This is a genomic window from Rhodoferax sp. P1_F3 (genome assembly GCF_056405715.1).
This window is the reverse complement of record NZ_JBFUBO010000003.1, coordinates 91,350-115,834: the sequence shown is the minus strand read 5'-3', so window position 1 is coordinate 115,834 and position 24,485 is coordinate 91,350. Positions and strand designations below refer to the sequence as shown.

Annotated in this window: 23 protein-coding genes; 17 read left to right on the top strand and 6 right to left on the bottom strand. The window is 62.5% G+C overall.

The window, feature by feature from the left end:
- Positions 1-9: 9 nt before the first annotated feature.
- Positions 10-636, top strand: a complete 627-nt coding sequence (locus AC1DZ5_RS06415; protein ID WP_477887245.1) for an NADPH-dependent F420 reductase — start codon at positions 10-12, stop codon at positions 634-636.
- Here the strand turns inward: AC1DZ5_RS06415 and AC1DZ5_RS06410 are convergent.
- Positions 633-962, bottom strand: coding sequence for a single-stranded DNA-binding protein (locus AC1DZ5_RS06410; RefSeq protein WP_477887243.1), 330 nt, complete (start codon positions 960-962; stop codon positions 633-635). The genes AC1DZ5_RS06415 and AC1DZ5_RS06410 overlap by 4 nt on opposite strands.
- A 64-nt stretch (positions 963-1,026) precedes the next feature.
- Here AC1DZ5_RS06410 and bioA point away from each other — a divergent pair, with 64 nt between their 5' ends.
- The 3 genes from bioA to AC1DZ5_RS06395 are packed head-to-tail and all read left to right on the top strand — an operon-like array spanning position 1,027 to position 4,299.
- On the top strand, positions 1,027-2,409 hold the full coding sequence (bioA, locus tag AC1DZ5_RS06405; RefSeq protein WP_477887241.1) for an adenosylmethionine--8-amino-7-oxononanoate transaminase: 1,383 nt from the start codon (positions 1,027-1,029) through the stop codon (positions 2,407-2,409).
- Positions 2,399-3,076, top strand: coding sequence for a dethiobiotin synthase (bioD, locus tag AC1DZ5_RS06400; RefSeq protein ID WP_477887239.1), 678 nt, complete (start codon positions 2,399-2,401; stop codon positions 3,074-3,076). Before bioA ends, bioD begins: the two co-directional genes overlap by 11 nt.
- Positions 3,073-4,299: an aminotransferase class I/II-fold pyridoxal phosphate-dependent enzyme gene (locus tag AC1DZ5_RS06395; RefSeq protein ID WP_477887237.1), complete on the top strand. Its 1,227-nt coding sequence runs from the start codon at positions 3,073-3,075 to the stop codon at positions 4,297-4,299. Before bioD ends, AC1DZ5_RS06395 begins: the two co-directional genes overlap by 4 nt.
- Positions 4,300-4,307: 8 nt before the next feature.
- Here AC1DZ5_RS06395 and bioB read toward each other — a convergent pair whose 3' ends face one another.
- A complete protein-coding gene (gene bioB, locus AC1DZ5_RS06390) occupies positions 4,308-5,339 on the bottom strand; it encodes a biotin synthase BioB (RefSeq protein WP_477887235.1) in 1,032 nt (343 codons plus the stop codon).
- Between the two features lie 27 nt (positions 5,340-5,366).
- Positions 5,367-6,143 (bottom strand): ferredoxin--NADP reductase, encoded by a 777-nt coding sequence (locus AC1DZ5_RS06385; protein ID WP_477887233.1) that lies wholly within the window; start codon positions 6,141-6,143, stop codon positions 5,367-5,369.
- A gap of 135 nt (positions 6,144-6,278) precedes the next feature.
- Between AC1DZ5_RS06385 and AC1DZ5_RS06380 the strand changes: the two genes are divergently transcribed.
- Positions 6,279-6,644, top strand: coding sequence for a thioredoxin family protein (locus AC1DZ5_RS06380; RefSeq protein ID WP_477887231.1), 366 nt, complete (start codon positions 6,279-6,281; stop codon positions 6,642-6,644).
- Here AC1DZ5_RS06380 and AC1DZ5_RS06375 read toward each other — a convergent pair.
- Both AC1DZ5_RS06375 and alaS read right to left on the bottom strand, forming a co-directional pair.
- On the bottom strand, positions 6,623-7,177 hold the full coding sequence (locus tag AC1DZ5_RS06375; protein ID WP_477887229.1) for a TlpA family protein disulfide reductase: 555 nt from the start codon (positions 7,175-7,177) through the stop codon (positions 6,623-6,625). The two genes, AC1DZ5_RS06380 and AC1DZ5_RS06375, sit on opposite strands and share 22 nt — an antisense overlap.
- Positions 7,178-7,260: 83 nt before the next feature.
- Positions 7,261-9,885 carry an alanine--tRNA ligase gene (gene alaS, locus AC1DZ5_RS06370; RefSeq protein WP_477887227.1) on the bottom strand — a complete coding sequence of 875 codons (2,625 nt, stop codon included), beginning with the start codon at positions 9,883-9,885 and terminating at the stop codon, positions 7,261-7,263.
- Between the two features lie 135 nt (positions 9,886-10,020).
- Between alaS and AC1DZ5_RS06365 the strand changes: the two genes are divergently transcribed.
- Genes AC1DZ5_RS06365 through AC1DZ5_RS06335 form a run of 7 tightly spaced genes read left to right on the top strand, consistent with a single transcriptional unit; the run spans position 10,021 to position 17,193 of the window.
- Complete coding sequence (locus AC1DZ5_RS06365) at positions 10,021-10,788, top strand: GntR family transcriptional regulator (protein WP_477887225.1); 768 nt, start codon at positions 10,021-10,023, stop codon at positions 10,786-10,788.
- Positions 10,785-11,699 carry a dihydrodipicolinate synthase family protein gene (locus AC1DZ5_RS06360; RefSeq protein WP_477887223.1) on the top strand — a complete coding sequence of 305 codons (915 nt, stop codon included), beginning with the start codon at positions 10,785-10,787 and terminating at the stop codon, positions 11,697-11,699. Before AC1DZ5_RS06365 ends, AC1DZ5_RS06360 begins: the two co-directional genes overlap by 4 nt.
- 44 nt (positions 11,700-11,743) lie before the next feature.
- Positions 11,744-12,748: a sialic acid TRAP transporter substrate-binding protein SiaP gene (locus AC1DZ5_RS06355; protein WP_477887221.1), complete on the top strand. Its 1,005-nt coding sequence runs from the start codon at positions 11,744-11,746 to the stop codon at positions 12,746-12,748.
- A 14-nt stretch (positions 12,749-12,762) separates the two neighbouring features.
- A complete protein-coding gene (locus tag AC1DZ5_RS06350; RefSeq protein WP_477887219.1) occupies positions 12,763-13,242 on the top strand; it encodes a TRAP transporter small permease in 480 nt (159 codons plus the stop codon).
- Complete coding sequence (locus AC1DZ5_RS06345; RefSeq protein WP_477887217.1) at positions 13,239-14,537, top strand: TRAP transporter large permease; 1,299 nt, start codon at positions 13,239-13,241, stop codon at positions 14,535-14,537. The genes AC1DZ5_RS06350 and AC1DZ5_RS06345 overlap by 4 nt, the downstream gene beginning before the upstream one ends.
- A 15-nt stretch (positions 14,538-14,552) precedes the next feature.
- Positions 14,553-15,716, top strand: a complete 1,164-nt coding sequence (locus AC1DZ5_RS06340; protein WP_477887215.1) for a fumarylacetoacetate hydrolase family protein — start codon at positions 14,553-14,555, stop codon at positions 15,714-15,716.
- A gap of 31 nt (positions 15,717-15,747) precedes the next feature.
- On the top strand, positions 15,748-17,193 hold the full coding sequence (locus tag AC1DZ5_RS06335) for a gamma-aminobutyraldehyde dehydrogenase (RefSeq protein ID WP_477887213.1): 1,446 nt from the start codon (positions 15,748-15,750) through the stop codon (positions 17,191-17,193).
- A 50-nt stretch (positions 17,194-17,243) separates the two neighbouring features.
- Here AC1DZ5_RS06335 and AC1DZ5_RS06330 read toward each other — a convergent pair whose 3' ends face one another.
- A complete protein-coding gene (locus AC1DZ5_RS06330; protein WP_477887211.1) occupies positions 17,244-18,671 on the bottom strand; it encodes an aminotransferase-like domain-containing protein in 1,428 nt (475 codons plus the stop codon).
- Between the two features lie 173 nt (positions 18,672-18,844).
- On the opposite strand from AC1DZ5_RS06330, the gene gabT reads away from it, so the two are divergent.
- The 5 genes from gabT to AC1DZ5_RS06305 are packed head-to-tail and all read left to right on the top strand — an operon-like array spanning position 18,845 to position 24,454.
- Entirely contained in the window at positions 18,845-20,137 is a 1,293-nt protein-coding gene (gene gabT / locus AC1DZ5_RS06325; RefSeq protein ID WP_477887209.1) for a 4-aminobutyrate--2-oxoglutarate transaminase, read from the top strand.
- A 26-nt stretch (positions 20,138-20,163) separates the two neighbouring features.
- Entirely contained in the window at positions 20,164-21,258 is a 1,095-nt protein-coding gene (locus AC1DZ5_RS06320) for an ABC transporter ATP-binding protein (RefSeq protein ID WP_477887206.1), read from the top strand.
- Between the two features lie 47 nt (positions 21,259-21,305).
- Entirely contained in the window at positions 21,306-22,337 is a 1,032-nt protein-coding gene (locus AC1DZ5_RS06315; protein WP_477887204.1) for an ABC transporter substrate-binding protein, read from the top strand.
- A gap of 23 nt (positions 22,338-22,360) precedes the next feature.
- Positions 22,361-23,620, top strand: a complete 1,260-nt coding sequence (locus AC1DZ5_RS06310; protein WP_477887202.1) for an ABC transporter permease — start codon at positions 22,361-22,363, stop codon at positions 23,618-23,620.
- A 9-nt stretch (positions 23,621-23,629) separates the two neighbouring features.
- Entirely contained in the window at positions 23,630-24,454 is an 825-nt protein-coding gene (locus AC1DZ5_RS06305; protein WP_477887200.1) for an ABC transporter permease, read from the top strand.
- The last annotated feature ends 31 nt before the right edge of the window (positions 24,455-24,485 follow it).

Below are 24,485 nucleotides of genomic sequence, written 5' to 3'. Positions count from 1 at the left end.
GAGCTACACATGAAAGTTGCAATCATCGGAACAGGGAATATGGCCACCGGCCTGGCATCGGCATGGGCCACAGCAGGGCACACCGTCAGCATTGGGGCCCGCGACCCGGCCAAGGCCGCCGCGTTGGCAGACAAGGTCGGGCACGGGGCCGTCGGCGGTGGCGTGGCTGCGGCTGCCCAACTGGCAGACATCGTGGTGCTGGCCGTGCCCTATGGAGCCGCCGCAGACGCAATCCAACAGGCGGGCGGTCTGGCAGGCAAGGTGGTGGTGGACATCATCAACCCCATCAGCGCCGACTACAAAGAGTTGGTGGTGGGCCACACCACGTCGGCCGCCGAAGAAATCCAGAAGCTGGCGCCCCAGGCCCATGTGGTGAAGGCCTTCAACACCATCTTTGCCGGTCTGTTGGCACCCGACGCGCGCAAGGGCAAGACCCTGCAGGTGTTTGTGGCTGGTAACAACGCAGCGGCCAATGCCACAGTGTCTGAGCTGATCAAGTCTGCCGGTTTCGAACCTGTCGACTCAGGGGCACTCTCCAACAGCCGCTACCTTGAGCCCATTGGTGAGATGAACATCCACTTTGGCTTCTTCCTGGGCAAGGGCCCGGTGGTCGCGCCAGCCTGGGTGCAAGTCTAGGCACCACCTGCAGCGTCGCGCTTCTGGCCGGCCTGGTAGGCGGTCAACACCTGCGTGGCGACCATGTCCAGCGCGGGGCGCGTGTTGCCCTGCTTGTCGGTCCACACCTTGGGCGTCAGCGCGCCTGCCAATGCCACTGCGTCCCCATCGTCCAGCGCCATTAAGGTGGCGCTGGCCTCGGCCGCAAACGCAATCACATTGACGATCAGGCTTTCACCATCACCCGTGGTGGCCTTCACCTTGGCCAGCGCAAAGCTGCTGCCGTTCTTGCCCTGCCGGGTTTCGGCCAGGCCCACCAGGGTGCCCGCAATCAATCCTTCCACCATCGTGTTTCCTCTCGCCCCAGGGGGCAACCACTACAATCGCGCACCCTTTTCAAGTGCGCTTTCCATGACCGACACTAACGCTACCTGGCGAAACCGCAGCCTGCAGGCCGTCTGGCATCCGTGCACCCAAATGAAGCTGCACGGCACCGCCGACAGCCCCCGACAGCCGCTGGTCCCGATTGTGCGTGCAGACGGCGTGTGGCTGGAAGATGCAGAGGGCCAGCGCTACCTGGACGGCATCAGCTCCTGGTGGGTCAATCTGTTTGGCCACAACCACCCCGCCATCCGCGCTGCACTGGTGGACCAGTTGGAACGCCTGGACCATGTGATGCTGGCGGGCTTCACGCACCCGCCCGTGGTGGAACTGTCCGAGCGGCTGGCACAGCTCACCGGCCTGGGCCATGCGTTCTACGGCAGCGACGGTGCCTCTGCCACCGAGATTGCGCTCAAGATGAGCGCGCACTACTGGCGCAATGCGGGCCGGGCCGAGAAATGCCAATTTGTGGCACTGGAAGGCGGCTACCACGGTGAGACTGTGGGCGCACTGGGTGTGACCGACATCCCGTTGTTCCGCACCGCCTATGCGCCGCTGCTGCGCCTGGCCGCCACCGTGCCCAGCCCGGATGCACGCCGCGCCACGGGCGGGCAAACGCCGGAACAGGTGGCTGACGCTGCCGCCGACCAACTGGAAGCTTGGCTCAAAGAACACCACCAGACCACGGCCGCCCTGATTCTGGAACCCATGATCCAGTGCGCCGCCGGCATGGCCATGCACCACCCGCGCTACCTGCAGCGTGTGCGTGCGCTGTGTGACCAGTACGAGGTGCATCTGGTGGCCGATGAAATTGCCGTGGGTTTTGGCCGCACCGGCACGATGTTTGCGCACCAGCAGGCTGGCATTCGGCCAGACTTCATTTGCCTGTCCAAAGGCCTGACGGGCGGCACCCTGCCCTTGTCAGCCGTGCTGACCACCGACACGGTGTACCAGGCGTTTTACGACGAGGACGTGGCGCGCGGCTTTCTGCATTCGCACAGCTACACCGGCAACCCGCTGGCCTGCCGCGCCGCGCTGGCCACGCTGGACCTGTTTGAACAGACTGGCATTCTGGAAAAGAACGTGCAGACCTCCGAACGGCTCTGGGACCAGTTCGCCCCGCTGACAGATCACCCGCGCGTGCACCACGCGCGCCGCCTGGGCATGGTGTTCGCCTGGGATGTGCCCAACCGCGTGCCCGACTTTGCCAAGCGCTTTGCGGCCCATGCACTGGCGCGCGGCGCCGTGCTGCGCCCCATCGGCCACACGGTCTACGCCATGCCGCCCTATGTGATCAGCGAGGCAGAAGGTGCGCTGCTGGCCCAAGCGGCCTATGGCGCGCTGGAGGCCACGCTGGCCGAGGAAGCGTCGGGGGCCACCACCTCCACCCACGGAGTCGTCGATGGCGTCTAGCCCTGTCTGCGTCTTCGTCACCGGCACCGACACCGGTGTTGGCAAAACCCTGGTCAGTGCGGCCTTGTTGCACACCTACCGCCGCCGCTACGCGCGCGTGGTGGGTATGAAGCCCGTGGCCGCCGGGCTGGAGCTGCGCGATGGCCAATGGGTCAGCGACGACGTACAGGCCCTGGCCGCAGCATCCAGCATTGCCGCACCCGTGCGGCTGGCCAACCCGGTGGCCTTGCGCCATGCCATGTCCCCGCATCTGGCGGCTCGGCTGGAAGACCGCCAGGTCACGGTAGCCGAACTGCTGAGCGCCCAACGCGAACTGGCCCCGCTGTGCGATGCCATGGTGGTGGAAGGCTCCGGCGGCTGGCGCGTGCCCGTCAACGACACCGAAACATTGGCCGACTTCGCCATCGCACTGCAAGCGCCGGTGGTGCTGGTGGTGGGCATGCGCCTGGGCTGCCTGAACCATGCGCTGCTCACAGCCGAAGCCATACGCCGCGATGGCCTGACACTGGCCGGCTGGGCGGCCAACACGCTGACACCCGACATGCCCGCGTTGGCCGACAACATAGACACCCTGCGCCAGACGCTGGGCGCGCCGCTGCTGGGCGTAGTGCCCTGGTCGGCAGCGCCTGACGCACGCCACATCACCCTGGAGCTGCCTGCCCTATGACCGCTAGTTGGTTGGACGAATTTGCGCCACGCATTGCCGCGCTGGAAGCCCAAACTCTGCTACGCCGCCGCCGCGTGGTCACCCCGCTGGACGGGGCCCGCCTGATGGTGGATGGCGAAGCCCTGCTGTCGTTTTGCAGCAATGACTACCTGGGCCTGGCCCAGGACCCTCTGCTGCGCACCGCGGTGCATGGGGCCGTAGACGCGTATGGCGTGGGCGCGGGTGCATCCCCCATGGTGAGCGGCTACAGCGCGGCCAACGCAGCGCTAGAAGACGAACTGGCCCAGGCCGTGGGCCTGCCGCGTGCGCTGTATTTTTATGCGGGCTACTCCACCAACGCCAGCGTGCTGCCGGCCCTGGTGGGGCCGGGGGACGCACTGTTCTCCGACCGCCTGAACCATGCCTGCCTGATTGACGGTGCGCGCCTGTCCAAGGCCAAGATTCACCGTTATGCGCATGCCGATCTGGCCACCCTGGGGTGCCTGCTGGCGGAATCAACCGCGCGCAAGAAGCTGGTGGTCAGCGATGCGGTGTTCAGCATGGACGGCGATGTGGCCGACATCCCTGCCCTGCTGGCGCTGTGCGAGCAACACGACGCGCTGCTGATGCTGGACGACGCCCATGGCCTGGGTGTGTTGGGCCCACAAGGCCGGGGCGCACTGGCCGCCGCAGGGCTGACCGGGGCGCAGGCCTCGCGCCGCGTGCTCTACATGGCCACACTTGGCAAGGCCCTGGGCGTGGCAGGTGCCTTTGTGGCGGGAGATGCCACGCTGATCGAATGGCTGCTGCAAACCACGCGCAGCTACACCTACGCCACGGCCGCACCGGCGTTGTTGGCCGAGGCCGTGCGCGCAGGCCTGCGCTGCGTGCTGGGTGAAGACGGTGACCACCGCCGCGCGCATTTACGGGGGCTGATTGCCCAGCTGCGTGCGGGCCTGGCACCGGGTGCCCATCCCGCGATCGATGCGCGCGACTGGACGCTGATGCCCTCCAGCACGCCCATCCAGCCGCTCGTCATTGGCAGCAATGCCGATGCCATGGCATTGACCCAGCAACTGCGGGCACAGGGGTTTTGGGTGCCGGCGATTCGCCCACCCACCGTACCCGTGGGCACCGCACGGTTGCGCATTGCGCTGTCAGCCGCACACACGCAGGACGATGTGCGGCAGCTGCTCAGCGCGCTGTACGCGCTGGCGCAGGCCCCGGTTTCTGCAACCGTCTAGGCCGCTGTTTAGGCCGCAGGAATTGTGGAGCGGGTCTTCAGGCCCAGCTTGCCCAACAAGGTCACGTCGGCGCCCACATCGGGGTTGCCGGTGACCAGCAGCTTGTCGCCATAGAAGATGGAGTTGGCGCCGGCCATGAAGCACAGGGCCTGCACCGCGTCACCCAGTTGCTGGCGCCCAGCGGACAGCCGCACGCGCGCAGTGGGCATGAGGATGCGGGCCACCGCAATCACACGCACAAAGTCGAATGGATCGATCGGGTCGCTATCAGCCAGTGGGGTGCCGGGCACACGCACCAGGCTGTTGATGGGCACCGACTCGGGGTATGGCGACAAATTGGCCAGTTGGGCCAGCAAGCCCGCACGGTGCACCGGCGCTTCGCCCATGCCCACAATGCCGCCGCAGCAGACGCTGATGCCGGCTGCACGCACATGGCCCAGCGTGTTCAGCCGGTCCTGGTAGCTGCGGGTGTCCACCACATCGGTGTAGTACTCGGGCGCAGTGTCCAGGTTGTGGTTGTAGTAGTCCAGGCCGGCCTCGCGCAGCTGGGTGGCGTGGTGGGATTCCAGCATGCCCAGCGTGGCGCAGGTCTGCATGCCCAGGCCCTTCACGGCACTGACCAGTTCGGCAACCTTCTCCACATCGCGGTCTTTGGGGGCGCGCCAGGCGGCGCCCATACAGAAGCGTGTGGCACCAGCGTCCTTGGCGGCTTGCGCAGCGCGTACCACTTCGTCCACTTCCATGAGCTTTTGTGCCTTCACGCCCGTATCGAACTCCGCCGATTGGGGGCAGTAGCCGCAGTTCTCGGGGCAGCCGCCGGTTTTGACGGACAGCAGCGTGGCCAGCTCAATGTCACCTTCGGGCCAGTGCTGGCGGTGCACGGTTTGCGCCTGGTGCACCAGGTCTAGCAGCGGCGTGTCCAGCAGGGCTTGCACGGCATCTACGCTCCAGGTGGTGGATGCACTGTGCCCGCTGTCTGTGCGCTTGGGCTGAAAGTGCAGGGTTTGGGCGGCGGGGGAATGTTCTAGTGTTGTTGTCATATGTCTCTCTCAAAAAAGCCAAGCCGCTTATTGTTCTACAAAGGCGCGCTCTACGACATAGTCCCCTGGAGTGGTCGTGTTGCCTTCCTTGAAGCCCTTGGCGTCCAGAATCTCGCGCATGTCCTTGTTCAGGCCGGGGCTGCCGCAAATCATGATGCGGTCGGTGGCCGGATCGAGCGGGGGTAGGCCCAAGTCTGCGGGCAGCTTATCGGTTTCGATCAGCGTGGTGATGCGGCCCTGGTGCTCAAACGCCTCGCGGGTGACCGTGGGGTAATAGAGCATCTGGTTGGTGACCATTTCACCCAGGAACTCGTGCTTGGGCAGCTCGTTCTTAAAGTAGTCGTAGTAGGCCAGTTCTTTGACTTCGCGCACGCCGTGCACCACGATGACTTTTTCAAACTTCTCGTAGGTCTCGGGGTCGCGTGCCACGCTCAGGAATGGCGCCAAGCCTGTGCCGCTACCCAGCAGGTACAGGTTCTTGCCGGGCAAGAGGTAGTCGATCAGCAGCGTGCCGGTGGGCTTGCGGCCCACCACAATCTTGTCGCCCACCTTGATGTGCTGCAGTTTGGAGGTGAGCGGACCGTCCTGCACCTTGATGCTCAAAAACTCCAGGTGCTCTTCGTAGTTGGCACTGACGATGGAATAGGCGCGCAGCAGCGGCTTGCCATTCTCCTGGCGCAGGCCAATCATGGTGAAGTGACCGTTGGAAAAACGCAGGGCCGGGTCCCGAGTGGTGGTGAAACTGAACAAACGGTCTGTCCAGTGGTGTACGCTTAAAACTGTTTCTTCCAGAAATGCACTCATGGGGGCCTTGGGTGAGGGTCAGTCAGAGGGGAATGCCCGCGGTCACTTCCGGCTAGGGCGAAACCCTATATTGTAAAACTCCATACCCCCAAGACTTGTTATATCGATATTGATTTGAGTCATTAGCGCAACCCCATGCCGAACACCGCCAACCCGCCCCAAACCGCTCCCGCGACCTTGCTGGTGGCCTGCCTGTGTGCCCAGTGGTGCGGCACCTGCAAAGACTACCAGCCGCTGTTTGCACAACTGCAAACCGACTTTCCAGGGGCTAAGTTCGTGTGGGTGGATATTGAGGACGAAGCCGATCTAGTGGACCCGATCGAGGTGGAAAACTTTCCCACACTGCTGATTGCCACCGGCGAGACGCCCCGCTTCTTTGGCACCGTGATGCCGCATGGGGAAACCCTGCGCCGCCTGGTCCAGTCCACCACCGAGGCTGGCGCCAGCACGTTGGCTGACCCCGAGGTGGAGGCGCTGGTTCAGCGTTTGCGCGCGCGCTGAAGCGCGTACAGCGCAGCCAGCAGCCGCGCGCCCTCGGGCCCCGCCCAGTCCAACGCGCCGCGCACCGTGCTGCGTACCCGGCCCTGGGTGTCGATCAGCACGGTGGACGGATAAATGCGAATGCCCCAGGCCTTAGCCATCTCGCCTTGCGCGTCGCGCACCACGGGTAGCAGCAGCCCGGTGGTCTGCACAAAGCGTTGCACCGCGTCGGGCGATTCCTTGAGGTTGATGGTGATGACTGCCAAGCGCTGCGCTTCGCGTTCTGCCAGCACTTGCAACGAAGGCATTTCGACGCGGCAGGGCTCGCACCAGCTGGCCCAGAAGTTCAGCAGCACCGCACGGCCACGCAGTTCGGCAAGCTGCCAGCGCACACCGGCCTGATCTACCAGCGGTAGTGCGGGCGCGGCCTGACCGGGGCGCCAGGGCTGTACGTCAAACCCCGGGGTAAATTCCGCCGCTTGCGCCCCAAGGCGCATGCCTTCCAACGCCGCCGAAAGCCCGGCAATCAAAGCAGTTCGCCGGGTGATTTTCATGGAGGGTTATGAATAAAACAAGGCTCTAGCCCGCGTAGAATAAGCGCGAGCAGCTCCTTATTTCATAGCATATTGAATACTGATCAGAGCTTGGCAGTCACCCAGGCCTGCACACTGGCCAGCGCGCCAACCAGCTTGGCGGGCTCGGTACCACCGGCCATGGCCATGTCGGCCTTGCCGCCGCCTTTGCCGCCCACTTGCGCGGCGACAAAGTTGGCCAGCTCGCCAGCCTTGACCTTGCCCGTGGTGTCGTTGGTCACACCAGCGGCGATCTGCACCTTGTCGCCATCCACTGCACCCAGCACGATGACGGCCGTCTTGAGCTTGTCCTTGAGCTTGTCCATGGTGTCACGCAGGGTCTTGGCGTCGGCGCCGTCCAGCTTGGCAGCCAGCACCTTCACGCCGTTGACTTCCACCGCGCTACCGACCAGCTCGTCGCCTTGGGCAGACGCCAGCTTGCCCTTCAAGGCGGCCACTTCTTTTTCCAGCGCTTTGACCTGGTCCAGCACCTGGCCCAGGCGGTTGCCCAGCTCGGCCACGGGGGCCTTCAAGGTGGATGCCGCAGCGTTCACCGTGGTTTCCAGGTCTTGCAAGTAAGCCAAAGCGCCCTGCCCGGTCACGCCTTCGATACGGCGCACACCAGCGGCCACGCCGCCTTCTGCCACTACCTTGAACAAGCCGATATCTCCCGTGCGCTGCACGTGGGTGCCGCCGCACAGTTCGGTGGTGCTGCCGATGTCGAGCACGCGCACAACTTCGCCGTACTTTTCGCCAAACAACATCATGGCGCCGGTTTGCTTGGCGGCTTCAATGTCCATCAGACGCGCCTGGGTGGCCGCGTTGCTCAGGATTTCCGCGTTCACAATGGTTTCGATCTGCTGCACCTGCGCGTCGGTAACCGGCGCGTTGTGCGCAAAGTCAAAACGGGTGCGCTCGGCGTTCACCAAGCTGCCCTTTTGCTGCACGTGGTCGCCCAGCACTTCGCGCAAGGCTTTGTGCAGCAAGTGGGTGACTGAGTGGTTGCGTTGGGTAGCGGCGCGCTGTGCGGCGTCCACATGGGCGGTGACCGCGTCGCCCACCTTCAGGCTGCCAGTCTTCAGCGTACCGTGGTGGCCAAACACATCGGCCTTGATCTTTTGGGTGTCGCCCACTTCAAACAGGCCGGTGTCCGAGAACACCGCGCCTTCGTCGCCCACCTGACCACCGCTCTCGGAATAGAAGGGCGTGGTGTCCAGCACCAGCACGCCTTCTTGACCGGCTTTTAGCTCGGTAACCGGCGTTCCGTCTGCGTAGAGCGCTACGATTTTGCTAGCTTGTGTGAGGTGCTCGTAACCTACGAAAGTGTTGCCCGCGCCGGTGTATTCCAGCGCCTTGTCCATCTTGAACTTGCCTGCAGCACGGCCTTTGGCTTTTTGCTGTTCCATGGCGGCCTTGAAGCCCGCTTCGTCCACGTCCACACCGTTTTCACGGCAAACATCGGCCGACAGGTCGAGCGGGAAGCCATAGGTATCGTGCAGCTTGAAGGCCACTTCGCCGGGCAGCACTTTCACGCCGCCGGCCAGGGCTTCGTCCAGGATCTGCATGCCGGTGGCCAAGGTTTCAAAGAAACGCTCTTCTTCCACACGCAGCACTTCGGTGATGCGCGCTTCCTGGCTGGCCAGGTTGGGATACGCCGCACCCATGACATGCACCAGGTCTTTGACCAGCTTGTGGAAGAACGGGGTCTTTTGGCCCAGCTTGTAGCCATGGCGGATGGCACGGCGCACGATGCGGCGCTGCACGTAGCCGCGGCCTTCGTTCGATGGAATCACACCGTCGCTCACCAAAAAGGCGGTGGCGCGGATGTGGTCGGCAATCACGCGCAGAGATTTGTTGTTCAGGTCGGTGCAGCCGGTTTCGCGGGACGCGGCCTTGATCAGCGTGTCGAACAGGTCGATCTCGTAGTTGCTGTGCACGTGCTGCAGGATGGCGGCCAAGCGCTCCAAGCCCATGCCGGTGTCCACGCAGGGCGCGGGCAACGGCGTCACGGCGCCGGTCTCGTCCATGTTGAACTGCATGAACACGTTGTTCCAGATTTCGATGAAACGGTCGCCGTCTTCATCGGGGCTGCCTGGGGGGCCGCCGGGGATGTGGTCACCGTGGTCGTAAAAAATCTCTGAGCAGGGGCCGCAAGGGCCAGTGTCGGCCATCATCCAGAAGTTGTCGCTCTTGTAGCGACCACCCTTGTTGTCGCCAATGCGGATCACGCGCTCGGGTGGCAGGCCAATTTCCTTGGTCCAGATGTCATAGGCCTCGTCGTCCTCTTCGTACACCGTGGCCAGCAGGCGGTCTGCGGGCAGCTTGTAGACGGTGGTCAGCAATTCCCAGGCCCATTTCAGACTCTCACGTTTGAAATAGTCACCAAAGCTCCAGTTGCCCAACATCTCGAAGAAGGTGTGGTGGCGCGCGGTGTAGCCCACGTTTTCCAGATCGTTGTGTTTGCCGCCGGCACGCAGGCAGGCCTGGACGGACGCGGCGCGCACGTAAGAGCGCTTGTCGGTACCCAAAAACACGTCCTTGAACTGCACCATGCCCGAGTTGGTGAACATCAGCGTGGGGTCATTGCCCGGCACCAGCGGGCTGGACGCGACCACGGTGTGGCCCTTGGAGGCAAAGAAATCGAGGAAGGTTTTGCGAATGTCGGAAACACTCATTACAGGCTGGGTCATGTCTGGTTTTCTTCGCGCGTGTGGGGTCTATGGAACCTTCTATTATCGCCGTCCCCGGTGCCGGGCTGGCGTTGCATCCAAAGTCGCGGTGGCAACCATTGAGGGGCGGGTTAATACCGATCACGGAAACGCCGAATGACCACTAACATGTTAGTCATGACGCAGGCCAGTACCACCCCCACCGCTGACGAGGCCACCAGCCAGCGCGCCCGGGCCTACCAGGGCTTCACCCAGCAGATCTTCAACGGTGGCATACGTGCCGGGCAGTTCATCTCGCAACGCGAGCTAATGCTGCTGCTGGACATGCCGCTGGGCGCTGTGCGCGAGATGATTCCACGGCTGGAAGCGGCTGGTTTGGTAAAGACCGTGCCCCAGCGTGGCCTGCAGGTGGCGCATGTGGACCTGAAGCTGATCCGCAATGCCTTTCAGGTGCGCTCCATGCTGGAGCGCGAGGCCGTGCAGCACTTTGTGCGCACCGCCAGCGACGCCGAGCTGACCGCGATTGAGGCCAGCCACCGCCAGATCCTGGACCGCGCCAACGCGCCCGACGCACTGAACGACCGCACCCTACTGGACGACGCGCAGGCGGTGGACTGGGGCCTGCACGACCGGATGGTGGATGCGCTGGGCAACGACATCCTCTCTGACATGTACCGCGTGAACAGCCTGCGCGTGCGCCTGATCAAGCTGGAGCACAGCGTGATCACCCCTGGCCGGTTGGTGCCCGCCATGCAAGAGCACTTGCACTTTATTGATGCGCTGCGCCAACGCGATGCAGCGCTGGCCGTGGAACTGCTGGAGGCCCATATCAGTAGCGCCCGCAACCGCGTAATGCATGCGCCACTGGAGCAAGTGCGCAGCGAATGGAATCTTCCCACCTCAACCGACAGGAGAACTCTTTGAACCCAGCTATCCAAGGCCTGTGGCCTGCCCTGCTGCTGCCCGTCAGCACCACGGGGGTGCTCGACACGCCCCGCACCATTGCCCACGCTCAGCGCTTGCTGGCCGCGGGCTGCGACGGCGTCACCCTATTTGGCACCACGGGCGAGGGCCCCGCCTTCACCATGGCCGAGCGCAAGGGTTTGCTGAAATCCCTGTTGGGCAGCGGTGTCAAGCCGGAGCAGATCGTTGTCACCATCACCGCACTGGCGCTGGGCGACGCGATTGAGCTGGGCCAACACGCGGCCCGCCATGGCGTGCACCGCCAGATGCTGATGCCGCCCTTCTTCTTCAACCAACCCAAGGACGCCGGCATCATCGAAGCCGTGTCCCAGGTGGTGCGCGGCATTGGGGATGACGATCTCAAGCTGCTGCTCTACCACTTCCCCGCCATGAGCACGTTTGGTTTTTCGCACGCCGCCATTGCCGAGCTGGTGCGGCGCCACCCCCAGCAGGTGGTGGGCGTGAAGGACAGCAGCGCCAACCTGGAGCACTCGCTGGCGCTGACCAAGACATTTCCCGAGCTAGCCATCCTGGTGGGTGCAGAGCCCCATGTGGCCCCCGTGATGGCGCAGGGCGGTGCGGGTTCCATCAACGGGCTGGCCAATATTGCGCCCCGGCTGATGCGCCGGGTGATGGGCAAACCCAGTCAGGTGGAACCGGAAGACGCGCAGCTGATTCTGGACATCCTCGCACTGATGTCGGCGCGCCCCGACATGCCATTTGTCGGCGTCTACAAAGGCATGCTGGCCGAGCAAACCCGCGACGACGCCTGGCTGCACATGCGTGCGCCGCTAAGCCCACTGGACCCCACCGAGCTGGCCATTGTGCGCAGCGGTTATCGTGCGCTGGGGGCTAGGCTGGACCGGCTGTAAACACACCCCCCAGGAAATCCATAAAAACCACAGGAGACAAAACCATGAACCAAGCCAACCACCTGAACCGCCGCACCCTGCTGGGTGCCGCTGCCGCTCTGGGCGCGACCGCCCTGCCCGCCCTGGCACAGACCAAGACCGTGCTGCGTATTTCCACCCCCGCGGTGCCCGACGACTGGCACGCCAAGATGTGGACCGTGTTCAAGGAACAGCTTGAAAAAACGGCGCCCGGAGAATTCGATGTGCAGATCAACCTGAACGCCACGCTGTTCAAGCAAGGCACCGAGCCCGCCGCCATGGCGCGTGGCAACCTGGAGCTATCCAGCATCTCGGCGTTTGACATTGCCAAACTGGTGCCCGAGTTCTCCATCTTCACGGCGGGCTATGTGGTGCGTGACCCCGACCAACAGCAAAAGGTTTTCAACGGCCCCATTGGCGCTGAGCTGTTCAAGCTGGTGTCTGAAAAAATGGAGGTCACACCGCTGGCTACCGTGTACCTGGGCACCCGCCAGGTGAACCTGCGCGAGGCCAAACCCGTCAAGACCCCGGCCGACCTCAAGGGCGTGAAGCTGCGCATGCCCGGCTCCAAGGAATGGCTATTCCTGGGCGATGCGCTGGGCGCTACGGCCACGCCGCTGGCCTTTGGCGAGGTCTACATGGGTCTGAAGACCGGCACCATCGACGGCCAAGACAACCCCCTGCCCTCGGTGCGCGCCGCCAAGTTCTATGAAGTGACCAAGCAACTGGTGCTGACCAGCCACCTCGTGGATGGCATCTTCATTGCCATCTCCAACAAAAGCTTCAACGCGCTGACCGCTGCGCAAAAACAGAAGGTGATCGCCGCCGCCCAGGCCGCGGCCGCCTACAACAACGAGAACCGCATCAAGGAAGAAGGCCAGTTGGTGGAGTTCTTCAAGAAGGAAGGCCTGCAGGTCATCACCCCCGATGTGGACGCCTTCCGCAAATCGGTCCAGGCCACTTACCAGGCATCGGACTACGCCAAGGTCTGGCCCAAGGGCCTGCTGGATCGCATTAACGCGACCAAATAATCGGCGCATAGACCATGTTGCGCCGACTGCAACAGGCTGCCAATCTTCTGGGCGGCAGCCTTTTTCTGACCTTGTTTGTCGTGTTCATCATCCAGATCATTGCGCGCTTTTTCTTCAACAAGCCGCTACCATGGACCGATGAGGCTGCCGTCATTCTGTACGTCTGGGTAATTCTGTGGGCCGCCGCCGCCGTGGTGCCCGAGCGTGAACACGTGGTGTTTGACCTGGTGTGGAACAGCGTGAACATGCGCACCCGCCAGGCCATGCGCATCGTCGGCAACCTGCTCGTCGGCGGGCTGGCGCTGGTGGGCATTCCCGCCAGTTGGGACTATGTGCATTTCATGGCCCGCGAAGGTTCGCCGGTTCTGGGCGTGTCCTTCATGTGGATTTTTATGCCCTTTGTGTTGCTGCTGATCGCCCTGGTGATTCGCTGCGCCTGGGCCATCTGGAACGCCGTGCGTGGCATCGGCCTGGAAGCGGAACTGCGACTATGACCTCTGGAATCTGGACCCTTGTTGCCGTGATGGTGGCCGGCTTGCTGCTGCGCATGCCCATCGGTTTTTCCATGCTGGTGTCCGGCATTGCCTACCTGCTGGTCAAAGGCCAGGATGTGGGCCTGGTCGCCGAACAGGTGGGCAATGGCTTGTACAACAGCTATGTACTGCTGGCCGTGCCGCTGTTTGTGTTTGCGGCCAACATCATGAACGCCGGCACCGTCAGCGAGCGCATTTTTGACTTCTGCCGCATCCTCGTGGGTCGCATGCGCGGCGGCTTGGCGCAGGTGGACATTCTGGTCAGTGTGATTTTCTCGGGCATGAGTGGCAGCGCCATTGCCGATGCGGCTGGCCCAGGCTTGGTCACGATTCGGCAGATGCTCAAGAAGCCCGAGTACACACGCGGTTTTGCCGGCGCGGTGGTCGTAGCCAGCGCCACGCTGGGGCCCATCATCCCGCCCAGCATTCCCATGGTGATTTATGCACTGGTGTCCGGTGCCTCGGTGGGGGCGCTGTTCCTGGGCGGTGTGGTGCCGGGCTTTTTGATGGCTGGGCTGATGATGGGCGTGGTGCACATCATTGCCGTCAAACGCAATATGCCGCGCGACGAGCCCGTGCCGCGCTCCGAATGGGCGGGGTTGATCTTCCGCGGTGCCCTGCCGTTGTCCATGCCCATCGTGCTGCTGGGGGGCATTTACTCTGGCGCCTTCACACCTACCGAGGCCGCGGCTGTGGCGGCGCTGCATGCGTTGATTCTGGCGGCCGTGGTGTTTCGGGCGCTCACCTGGCGCAGCTTCTGGGGCGTGGTGATGGAATCCACGCGTGGCAGCGCGGTGATCACGCTGATTTTGGCCGGTTCCTTCATGCTGAACTACGCCTTTACCGCTGAAGGCGTGCCCCAGAGCATGGCGATGTGGGTGGACAGCATGCACCTGTCCAAGATCCAGTTCCTGCTGCTGGTGAACGTGATGTTCCTGGTGCTGGGCTGCTTTCTCGATGTGTCCGTGCTGCTGCTGGTCTTTGTGCCCATGCTCTTGCCGGCGGCCAAGCTGCTGGGCGTAGACCTGGTTCACTTTGGCGTGCTGGTGGTGCTCAACATGATGATCGGCCTGATTCACCCGCCCTTTGGCATGCTGCTGTTTGTGACCAAGGCACTCACCGGCATCCCCATTGGCGAGATGATGAAGGAGGGCTGGCCCTTTCTGGTCATGCTGTTGTGCCTGCTACTGGCCATGACCGTGTTCCCGCAAATCGTGCTCTGGTTGCCGCAAACCATGGGCTACATCACCCACTAGCCTTCCAGACCCACCATGCAACTCACCCTCGACAACACCCTGCCTGCAGACGGCACCACGGGCGCACTGGCTGCGCGCATCTGGCGCGACGACCAGCAAGGCCCCAGCGTGGTGGCCCTGCGCGACGGCCAGGTCGTCGACATCACGCGCAGCTACCCCACCATGCGCGACCTGTGCGAGACGCCAGACCCTGCCACCGCCCTGCGCCAGGCCACTGGCAATGTGCTGTGCACAGTGGCGGAGCTGCTGGGCAACACCGTCGCCCACAACCCAACACTGCCCTGGCTGCTGGCACCATGCGACCTGCAAGCCATCAAGGCGGCGGGCGTGACCTTTGCCACCTCCATGCTGGAGCGCGTGATTGAAGAAAAGGCACGTGGCAACCCGGCCGCAGCCGCCACCATCCGCACCGAAATTCAGGCCCTGATTGGTGATGATCTTTCGCGCCTGAAACCCGGATCAGATGCCGCCATGGCGCTGAAACAGGTACTGATCGCCCAGGGAGCCTGGAGTCAATATCTGGAGGTGGGTATCGGGCCGGACGCGGAGATCTTCACCAAAGCACCGGCCATGGCAGCCGTAGGCACGGGGGCCGACGCCGGCCTGCACCCCGCCTCCACCTGGAACAACCCGGAGCCCGAGGTGGTGCTGGCCGTCAACTCGCGCGGCACCATCGTGGGCGCGTCTCTGGGCAACGATGTCAATCTACGCGATGTGGAGGGGCGCTCTGCCCTGCTGCTGGGCAAAGCCAAGGACAACAACGCCTCGGCGGCCATTGGCCCGTTCATCCGCTTCTTTGACGCCAGCTTCACGCTGGACGATATACGCCAGGCCACACTGACCCTGCGCGTGGAAGGTACCGATGGCTTTGTGATGGATGGTTTCTCCAGCATGGCCCGCATCAGCCGCGACCCGACCGATCTGGCAGCGCAAATGATGGGCCCGCACCACCAATATCCGGACGGTGCCATGCTGTTCCTGGGCACGTTGTTTGCCCCCGTGCAGGACCGAGACACACCCGGCGGAGGTTTCACCCACAAGCTCGGTGACATAGTCACCATCACCACCCCCAAGCTGGGCACCCTGACCAACCGCATGCAGCGCACAGACCATTGCCCGCCGTGGACCTTTGGCGTCTCGCACCTGATGCGCAACCTGGCGCAGCGCGGCTTGTTGTAAATTTTATCCATCCACCCTTAGGGCTTACAACATGGCTGTCACCCGCTTCCCCACCCAACTCCTGATCAATGGCCAAAGCGTCACCGGTGAGGGGCGCGCTGAATCCATCCTGAACCCGTCCAGCGGGGAACAGCTCTGCGAAGTGCGCGAGGCCAGTGCCGAACAACTGCGCCTGGCCGTGGACGCGGCCCATGCCGCATTTCCAGCCTGGGCCGCCCTCACCCCGAAGGACCGCGGCGCCTATTTGTTCAAAATTGCGGATGCCATTGAAGCGAACGGCGACGAGTTCGCCATGCTGGAATCACTGAACTGCGGCAAACCGCTGGCCGCGGCGCGCAATGACGAGATTCCCGCGATCGCCGATGTGTATCGCTTCTTTGCCGGTGCCATCCGCAATATGTCGGGCGCCCTGGCGGGTGAATACCTGCCCGGCCACACCAGCATGATCCGCCGCGATCCGCTGGGCGTAGTGGCCTCTATCGCCCCGTGGAACTACCCGCTCATGATGGCCGCCTGGAAGCTGGGGCCCGCCATTGCCATGGGCAACACCGTGGTGCTCAAACCGTCGGAAATGACGCCGCTGACCACGCTGCGTATGGGCGAGCTGCTGGTCAACATTCTGCCTCCCGGGGTGGTCAACATCGTCTGCGGGCGGGGCGACACGGTAGGTGCACCGCTGATCCGCGATCCGCGCATCCGCATGGCATCGCTCACGGGTGATGTCTCCACCGGCAGCAAGATCATGGAGTCCGCCGCACGCGGCATCAAGCGCACCCACCTGGAGCTGGGCGGCAAGGCACCGGTGATCGTGCTGGACGACGCGGACCTGGACAGCATGGTGGACGGCCTTCGCACCTTTGGTTACTACAACGCTGGCCAGGACTGCACTGCTGCCTGCCGCGTCTATGCCACTGAAGGTATTTACGAGAAGCTGGTAGCAGACCTGAGCAGCGCGGTGTCCAGCATCAAGACCGGCACCCAACAGGAACCCGGTGTGGAAATGGGTCCACTGATTTCGGCCCGGCAGCGCGACCGCGTGGCCAGCTTTGTGGACCGCGCCCGCCAGCTGCCGCATGTGGAAATCACCGCCGGTGGCAACACCCAGGGCACCCAAGGTTTCTTCTACAAACCCACCGTGGTGGCCGGTGCGTTGCAGGACGACGAAATTGTGCGCAGCGAAGTGTTTGGCCCGGTGGTGTCCATCACGCGTGTGAAAGATGCCGAACAGGCCGTGGCCTGGGCCAATGACTCGGACTACGGACTCTCCAGCTCGGTATGGACCCGCGATGTAGGGCAGGCCATGAGCATAGCGTCGCGGCTGCAATATGGCTGCACCTGGGTCAACACCCACTTCATGCTGGTGTCAGAAATGCCCCACGGCGGCATGAAGCATTCGGGCTATGGCAAGGACATGTCGGTTTACGCGCTGGAAGACTACAGCTGCGCCCGCCATATCATGGTCAAGCATAACGCCTAAATGCAAAGCAACGCGCGCAAGTACAGGGTCGGCAAGCCCAATTCGAAGGGCTACTGCCCTTGTTCAAGGCTTTGCCCCATTTGGATACGTTGCTCCAGAAAACGCCAGAGGCGTTCGTCCTGGCTGAAAGCTACGTTAAAACGCAGCCAACCGGTAGGCCGCGGTTCTACCAAAAACAACTGTCCCGGCCCAAGCATGATGCCTTCACCGGTGCCTGCCTGAGACAACTCCGCGCTGTCTGGCAAGTCAGGGTGGCGAGCCCACAGGTACATACCAGCCTCGGGCTCGCGAAAGAGTTCAAAGCCCAAGCTGTCCAAACGGCGGCCCACTTGGCGTTGCGCTTCGCCCAGCCGGTCCCGCAATGATTTGAGGTGCTTGCGCCAGCGCCCATCGGTGACGACACCAAAAGTCACGCGCTCCGCAATGTCTGACGACGTCAGACCCGCAATCATCTTGAGTTGCACAAACTCGGCCAGCAGGTCAGGACGCGCCAGCAAGTAGCCCACCCGAAGATTGGGTGAAATGGTCTTGGAATAACTGCCCACGTACACCACGCGCCGCAGTTGGTCCAGGCTGGACAAGGTGGAACGGGAAGACACGTCCATGTCGGCGTAAATGTCGTTCTCCACCAGCACAAAATCATGCTGCTCCGCCAACTGCAACAGCCGATGCAAGTGCGCAACGGAAGCCACTGAGCACGTGGGGCTTTGCAGGCGCGGCTGGGTGAAGAAAGCCTTGGGCTTGTGCTCTGTCACCAACGCTTCCAGAGCAACCAGATCGTAGCCAGAGGGGGTGCGCGGCACACCAATGGGTCTTGCACCCAAAAACCGCAACATGAACATCAGATTCGGGTAGCCGGGATCATCTACCAGCACTACGTCGTCCGGTTTCAAGAGACAGCGAGCAACCAAGTCCAACGCCTGGCTGGAGCCATGGGTCAACAGCACCTGCCCCGCTTCCACCGAAATTTGGTGCTCGGCCATTGCCTCGGCAATGATCATGCACAGCGCCATGTGCCCATAGGGCAATCCGTAGCCGTCCAGCTCAGGACCGTCGTTGGACAACTGGCGCATGCTGCGGCGCACTGCATCGCCAAACAACCAGTCGTGTGGCAACCAGCCGCAACCGGGCTTCAAAGGCAGGTTGCGGTTTTCAAAAATCTGTTTGAGGTACCAGCGTGCATCAAAACGGGGCGCTTCTGGGGCCAATCTGGCGGCGCCAGCTCCCGAAGTGCCTGCGTCATCACGACGTTTCACAAAAAAACCGGCATGCGCGCGCGACACCAGCCAACCTTGTGCCACCAACCGGTCATACGCCTCCACCACGGTAAAGACACTGACGTTGTGCGAGACAGCAAACGCCCGGATGGAGGGCAGCTTCGTCCCGGGCTTGAGCACTTGCCCGGCAATGAGCCCGCGTAACCCGTCCACGATCTGGCTAACCAATGGCGTTGAAATGTCCGGACTGAGTGTGAGCATTGAAAGAGAAAAAAGGGTGGATTTTGCGGTGGCACCGTGCGCACCAAATCAGGGAAACCCCGTACAGGACCCTGGACCTGCACAGTGTGCAGAAATTCGTGTCGTTGTGTACATGGACGGTCTTGGATGCGTTTCTTATAGTACCTCCACTTCATTCACAACCCCGCGAAACCATGCCACAAGACCACCCCGCCACCAATGCTGCCCTTTTTGCCCGCCGCCAAGCTGCCGTGGCTCGCGGTGTGGGCCAAGCCCACGAAATTTTCGTCAAAAATGCCCTGAATGCCGAGTTCTGGGACGTTGAGGGCCGTCGCTTCATTGACTTTGCCGGTGGCATTGCCGTGCTCAACACGGGCCACCTGCACCCGCAGGTGATCGAGGCCGTGAAAGCCCAGCTTGACCTCTACACCCACACCTGCTTCCAAGTCGTGGCCTATGAACCCTATGTTGAAGTGTGCGAACGCCTCAACGCGATGGCCCCCGGCGACTTTGCCAAGAAGAGCCTACTGCTGACCACCGGTGCCGAAGCGGTGGAAAACGCCATCAAGATCGCCCGCGCCTACACCAAGCGTCCCGGCGTCATCGCCTTCACCGGCGGCTACCACGGCCGTACCAACCTGACGCTGGGACTCACAGGCAAGGTCGTTCCGTACAAAGTGGGATTTGGCCCCTTCCCCGGCGAAGTGTTCCACGCCCTGTTCCCCAACCCCCTGCACGGTGTGAGCGTGACTGACGCCCTCAACTCTGTGGAGCTAATCTTCAAGAACGATGTAGAGCCCGAACGCGTGGCCGCCTTCATTGTGGAGCCGGTACAGGGCGAGGGCGGCTTCTACGTGGCACCGCCAGAGTTCATCAGCGGTCTCAAAACACTGGCAAACCGCTACGGCATTCTGTTGATCGCCGACGAAGTCCAGACCGGCGCAGGCCGCACGGGCACCTGGTTTGCCAGCGAGCAATGGCCTGTGGCCCCAGACCTGATCGCCACGGCCAAGTCATTGGCGGGTGGTTTTCCCCTGTCGGGTGTGGTGGGTCGGGCCGATGTGATTGATGCACCTGCCGCAGGTGGCTTGGGCGGCACCTACGCCGGTAGCCCCGTGGCCTGTGCTGCTGCGCTGGCAGTCATCCAGGCCTTTGAGGACGAAAAACTGCTGACCCGCAGTCAGGACATGGGTGCCTTGCTGGTGCGTGCGCTCAAAGACATGGCTGCCAAGGTACCCGCCATTGGCGACGTGCGCGGTCTGGGTGCCATGGTGGCGATTGAGCTCTTTGAAAACGGAGATGTGCACCGCCCCGACGCAGCCCTGACAAGAAAGGTGGTTGCAGAGGCAGCACGCCGAGGCCTGGTACTGCTGTCCTGCGGCACCTACGGCAACGTGATCCGCATTCTCGTTCCACTTACGGCTTCCGACGCCCTGCTGGAAGAGGGCTTGGCCATTCTGGTCGACAGCTTTGCCGCCATGGCCTGATTGCCCCCGAGACAAGCCCGCACACCATGCAAAACATCTCCCCCACAGAACCCCTGGTGCGCTTCACTGGCGTACAAAAAACGTACGACGGCCAGCAGCTGGTGGTGCGTGACCTGAACCTTGACATCCAGCGAGGCGAATTCCTGAGCCTGCTGGGCCCTTCAGGTTCAGGCAAAACAACGACGCTCATGATGCTGGCGGGGTTTGAGTCGCCCACGGCTGGCGACATCTTTCTTGATGGCCGAGAGATCACCCGTACGCCACCGCACAAGCGCAACTTCGGCATGGTGTTTCAAAACTACGCGCTGTTTCCGCACATGACGGTAGCCCAAAACGTGGCCTACCCGCTGACGGTGCGCAAGGTGCTGGCTGCAGACCGGGATACCAAGGTCAAGCGCGCCCTTGAAATGGTGCAGATGGGTGGCATGGGCAACCGCTACCCTGCCCAGATGTCGGGTGGCCAGCAGCAGCGGGTGGCCCTGGCCCGGGCACTGGTATTTGACCCCCAGCTGGTTCTGATGGACGAGCCCCTGGGTGCGCTGGATAAACAGCTGCGCGAACACATGCAGATCGAATTGAAAGAGCTGCACCGCCAGCTGGGCCTGACCTTTGTGTATGTGACCCACGACCAGTCCGAAGCACTCACCATGTCGGATCGCGTGGCCGTGTTCAACGATGGCGCCATTCAGCAAATTGATGTAGTCACCGAGCTGTACGAAACGCCTGCCAACCGATTTGTGGCCAATTTCGTGGGGGACAACACGATCTTCAACGGCGCAGTGACCACCACCAACGAACACAAGTGCGAGGTACGCCTGCCCTGCGGGACATTGCTCTACGGACTCAACGTCAATGGCGTACACACCGGCACACCGGTACAGGCCTGCGTGCGCCCCGAGCGCATTGTGGTCCACACCGTGGATGCAAAACCCTGTGACAACAGCATTCGCGCCGTTCTGAACGACGTCATTTATTTTGGGGACCATCTGCGCTTGCGCTGCACTCTGCAAGAGCAGGCACAAGCCACGGTGAAGATTCCCCTGTCCAGCATTGCAGTGCCGCAACCGGGCCAAGCCCTGTGGCTGCACTTGCCTCCCGAGCATCTGCGCGTCTATCGCTGACACGCATGCATTTGTCAACCTCCGTCCACTTATTTTGGAGACTCCCCATGAAACTCAAACCCATCGTCGTCGCGGCCACGCTTCTGGCATCCCTTGCCGCCCATGCGCAAAACCAGATCACCGTGGTCAACTTTGGCGGCGCCAATGGCAATGCACAGAAGAAGGCCTATGTTGAGCCCTTTGAGAAGGCCACGGGCAACAAGATCGTCAGCGTGGAATACAACGGCGAGCAAGCCAAGATCAAGGCCATGGTCGAAGCCAAGAACGTGACCTGGGACGTGGTGGAAGTGGAAAGCCCGGACGTGACCCGCGGTTGCGACGAAGGTCTGTTTGAGAAGCTTGATTACAGCAAGATCGGCAACAAGGCCGACTTCTCGCCCGCTGCGGTGCACGAATGCGGTATCGGCGTGTTCATCTGGTCCACCGTGATGGCTTACAACGCCGACAAGATCAAGACTCCCCCTGTGACCTGGGCCGATTTCTGGGACACCAAGAAGATCCCCGGCAAGCGCGGCATGCGCAAGGGCGCCCGCTACAACCTGGAATTCGCGCTGATGGCTGACGGCGTGGCCGTGCAGGACGTGTACAAAGTACTGGCCACCAAGGACGGTGCGGAGCGTGCGTTCAAAAAGATGACGGAACTCAAGCCCAACATCCAGTGGTGGGAAGCCGGCGCGCAGCCGCCCCAGTTCCTGGTAGCGGGTGATGTGGCTCTGACCACCGTCTACAACGGCCGCATCGACGCCGCCCAACGCGAGGGCAAAAACCTCGGCATTACCTGGACCGGCGGCATCTATGACCTGGACTACTGGGTGATGCCCAAGGGCGGCAAGAACCGCGACGTGGCTTTGAAATACATCGCCATGGCCAGCGGTGCCAGCGAGCAGGCGGAGTACGCCAAGCTGATCTCCTACGGTCCCACCAACACCAAGGCTCTGGCCAAACTGGACGCCAAGACGCTTGCCCTGTTGCCCACATCGCCAGCCAACTCCAAGACTGCCTTGCAGTTCAACGTGAGCTTCTGGGCCGACCAGGGCGAAGCCCTGGAAAAGCGCTTTGCGGCATGGGCTGCCCAGTAATTTGAGCTGAACACGAGATCGCGATGAACCTGTCCACGACCGCCCCGCCCGCCTCTACCCTATTGCCTGCCGATCTGGCGGGACAGTTGAAACGGGCAGAGCGCCGTAAACGGCTCTTCTCGATCTCGCTCACCATGCCCTTGCTGGTGTTTCTGGTGGTCATCTTCCTGGTTCCCATCGCCGCGCTGCTCATGCGGGCGGTGGAGAACCCGGAAGTGGCCAACACCCTGGGCCGCACCGGTGCGGCACTGGCTCAATGGGATCGCAAGTCCCCTCCCCCGGACGCGGCCTATGCCGCCGTGGCCCAGGATCTGGCCACCATCCAGGAACAATCCGATGCGGGCGCGCTGGCGCGTCGGCTCAATAGCGAAGTCAGCGGTGCCCGCTCTCTGGTGATGAACACCTACCGTGCGCTGCCCTTTGAACAAGGGCTCACCACCTCTCAGGTCCGCGCGCACATGCTGTCCATCGATCCGCGTTGGGATGAAATCAGCTACTGGCAGGCCATTGCCAAGAACAGCGAACGCTGGACACCGGACTATCTGCTCACCGCCATCGACCTGCAGCGCAACGCGCAAGGTGAGATCACCCGGGTGCCCGACGATGCCGCCGCCTTTGGCCGCATTTTGTTGCGCACCTTTCAAATTAGCGCGGTAGTCACGCTCTTCGCACTGCTGCTGGGCTATCCCTTGGCGTATTGGCTCTCCACGTTAACGGCGCGCCAGGCCAATATGTGCATGATTCTGGTTCTGGTGCCGTTCTGGACCTCGATTCTGGTACGTGTGGCAGCCTGGATCGTGCTGCTGCAATCCAACGGTTTGGTGAACCGCGCACTGATGGGCATTGGATTGATCGACTCGCCGCTGGCCCTGCTGTTCAACCGCCTGGGCGTGGTCATTGCCATGGTGCACATCCTGCTGCCTTTCATGATTTTGCCGCTGTACAGCGTGATGAAATCCGTACCACCCACCTACCTGCGCGCCGCCGTGTCGCTGGGCAGTTCTCCGCTGGCCGCCTTTTTCAAGGTCTATGTGCCACAGACCTACCCCGGCATCGGCGCAGGCGGCCTGCTGGTCTTCATCCTGAGCATCGGCTATTACGTCACACCGGCCCTGCTGGGCGGTGCGGATGACCAGATGCTGAGCTACTACATCGCCCAGTACACCAACGTCAACGTCAACTGGGGCATGGCCTGCGCTCTGGGCGCCGTGCTGCTGTTCACCACGCTGGCGCTGTACGCCGTGTACCGACGCGTCGTCAAGTCTGAATTGAGCCTGGGATAAGAGCCTGCTATGTCCAAACCCATTTTTCCTGTGTTCCCTGCCTACGCCACCTTTGTCGACAAAGCGGGTTGGTATGCCTTTCGCCTCTTGTGTGTCGGCGTATTGGCATTCCTGCTGCTGCCAATTCTGGTCATCATTCCGCTGTCGTTCAGCAACAGCTCCTTCTTGTCCTATCCGATTCCAGGCTGGTCATTGCAGTGGTACGACAACCTGTTTTCGTCGGACGACTGGGGCCGCGCCACACGCAACAGCTTTATCGTCGCCCCGCTGGCCACACTCTTGGCCACTGTGCTGGGCACCATGGCCGCGGTTGGTCTGGCGCGTGTCGATTTTTTCGGTAAAAGCACGCTGATGAGCCTGCTGATCTCGCCCATGGTGGTCCCTATCGTGGTGGTGGGCGTGAGCACCTATTTGTTCTTCGCCAAGATTGGCCTGGCCGACACCTACACCGGCCTCGTGCTGGTGCATGCCGCGCTGGGAGCGCCCTTTGTGCTGACCACGGTGCTGGCCACGCTACAGGGATTCAACCAGAATCTTGTGCGCGCTAGCCTGAGCCTGGGCGCGGGGCCACTACAAACATTCTTCCGTGTAACGCTGCCCATCATCGCGCCCGGAGTGATTTCGGGTGGCCTGTTCGCCTTTGCCACCTCATTTGATGAAGTGGTTGTGACCCTGTTCATTGCAGGCCCCACGCAGGTCACCTTGCCACGCCAGATGTTTACTGGCATTCGCGAGAATATTTCTCCCACCATTGCAGCGGTGGCAACACTGCTGATCCTGTTCACAACCGCACTCATGCTGGGGCTGGAGTGGCTGCGGGGCCGTCGGCGTTAATCCCCATGCAGCGCGTGAACAGGTTGAAAAA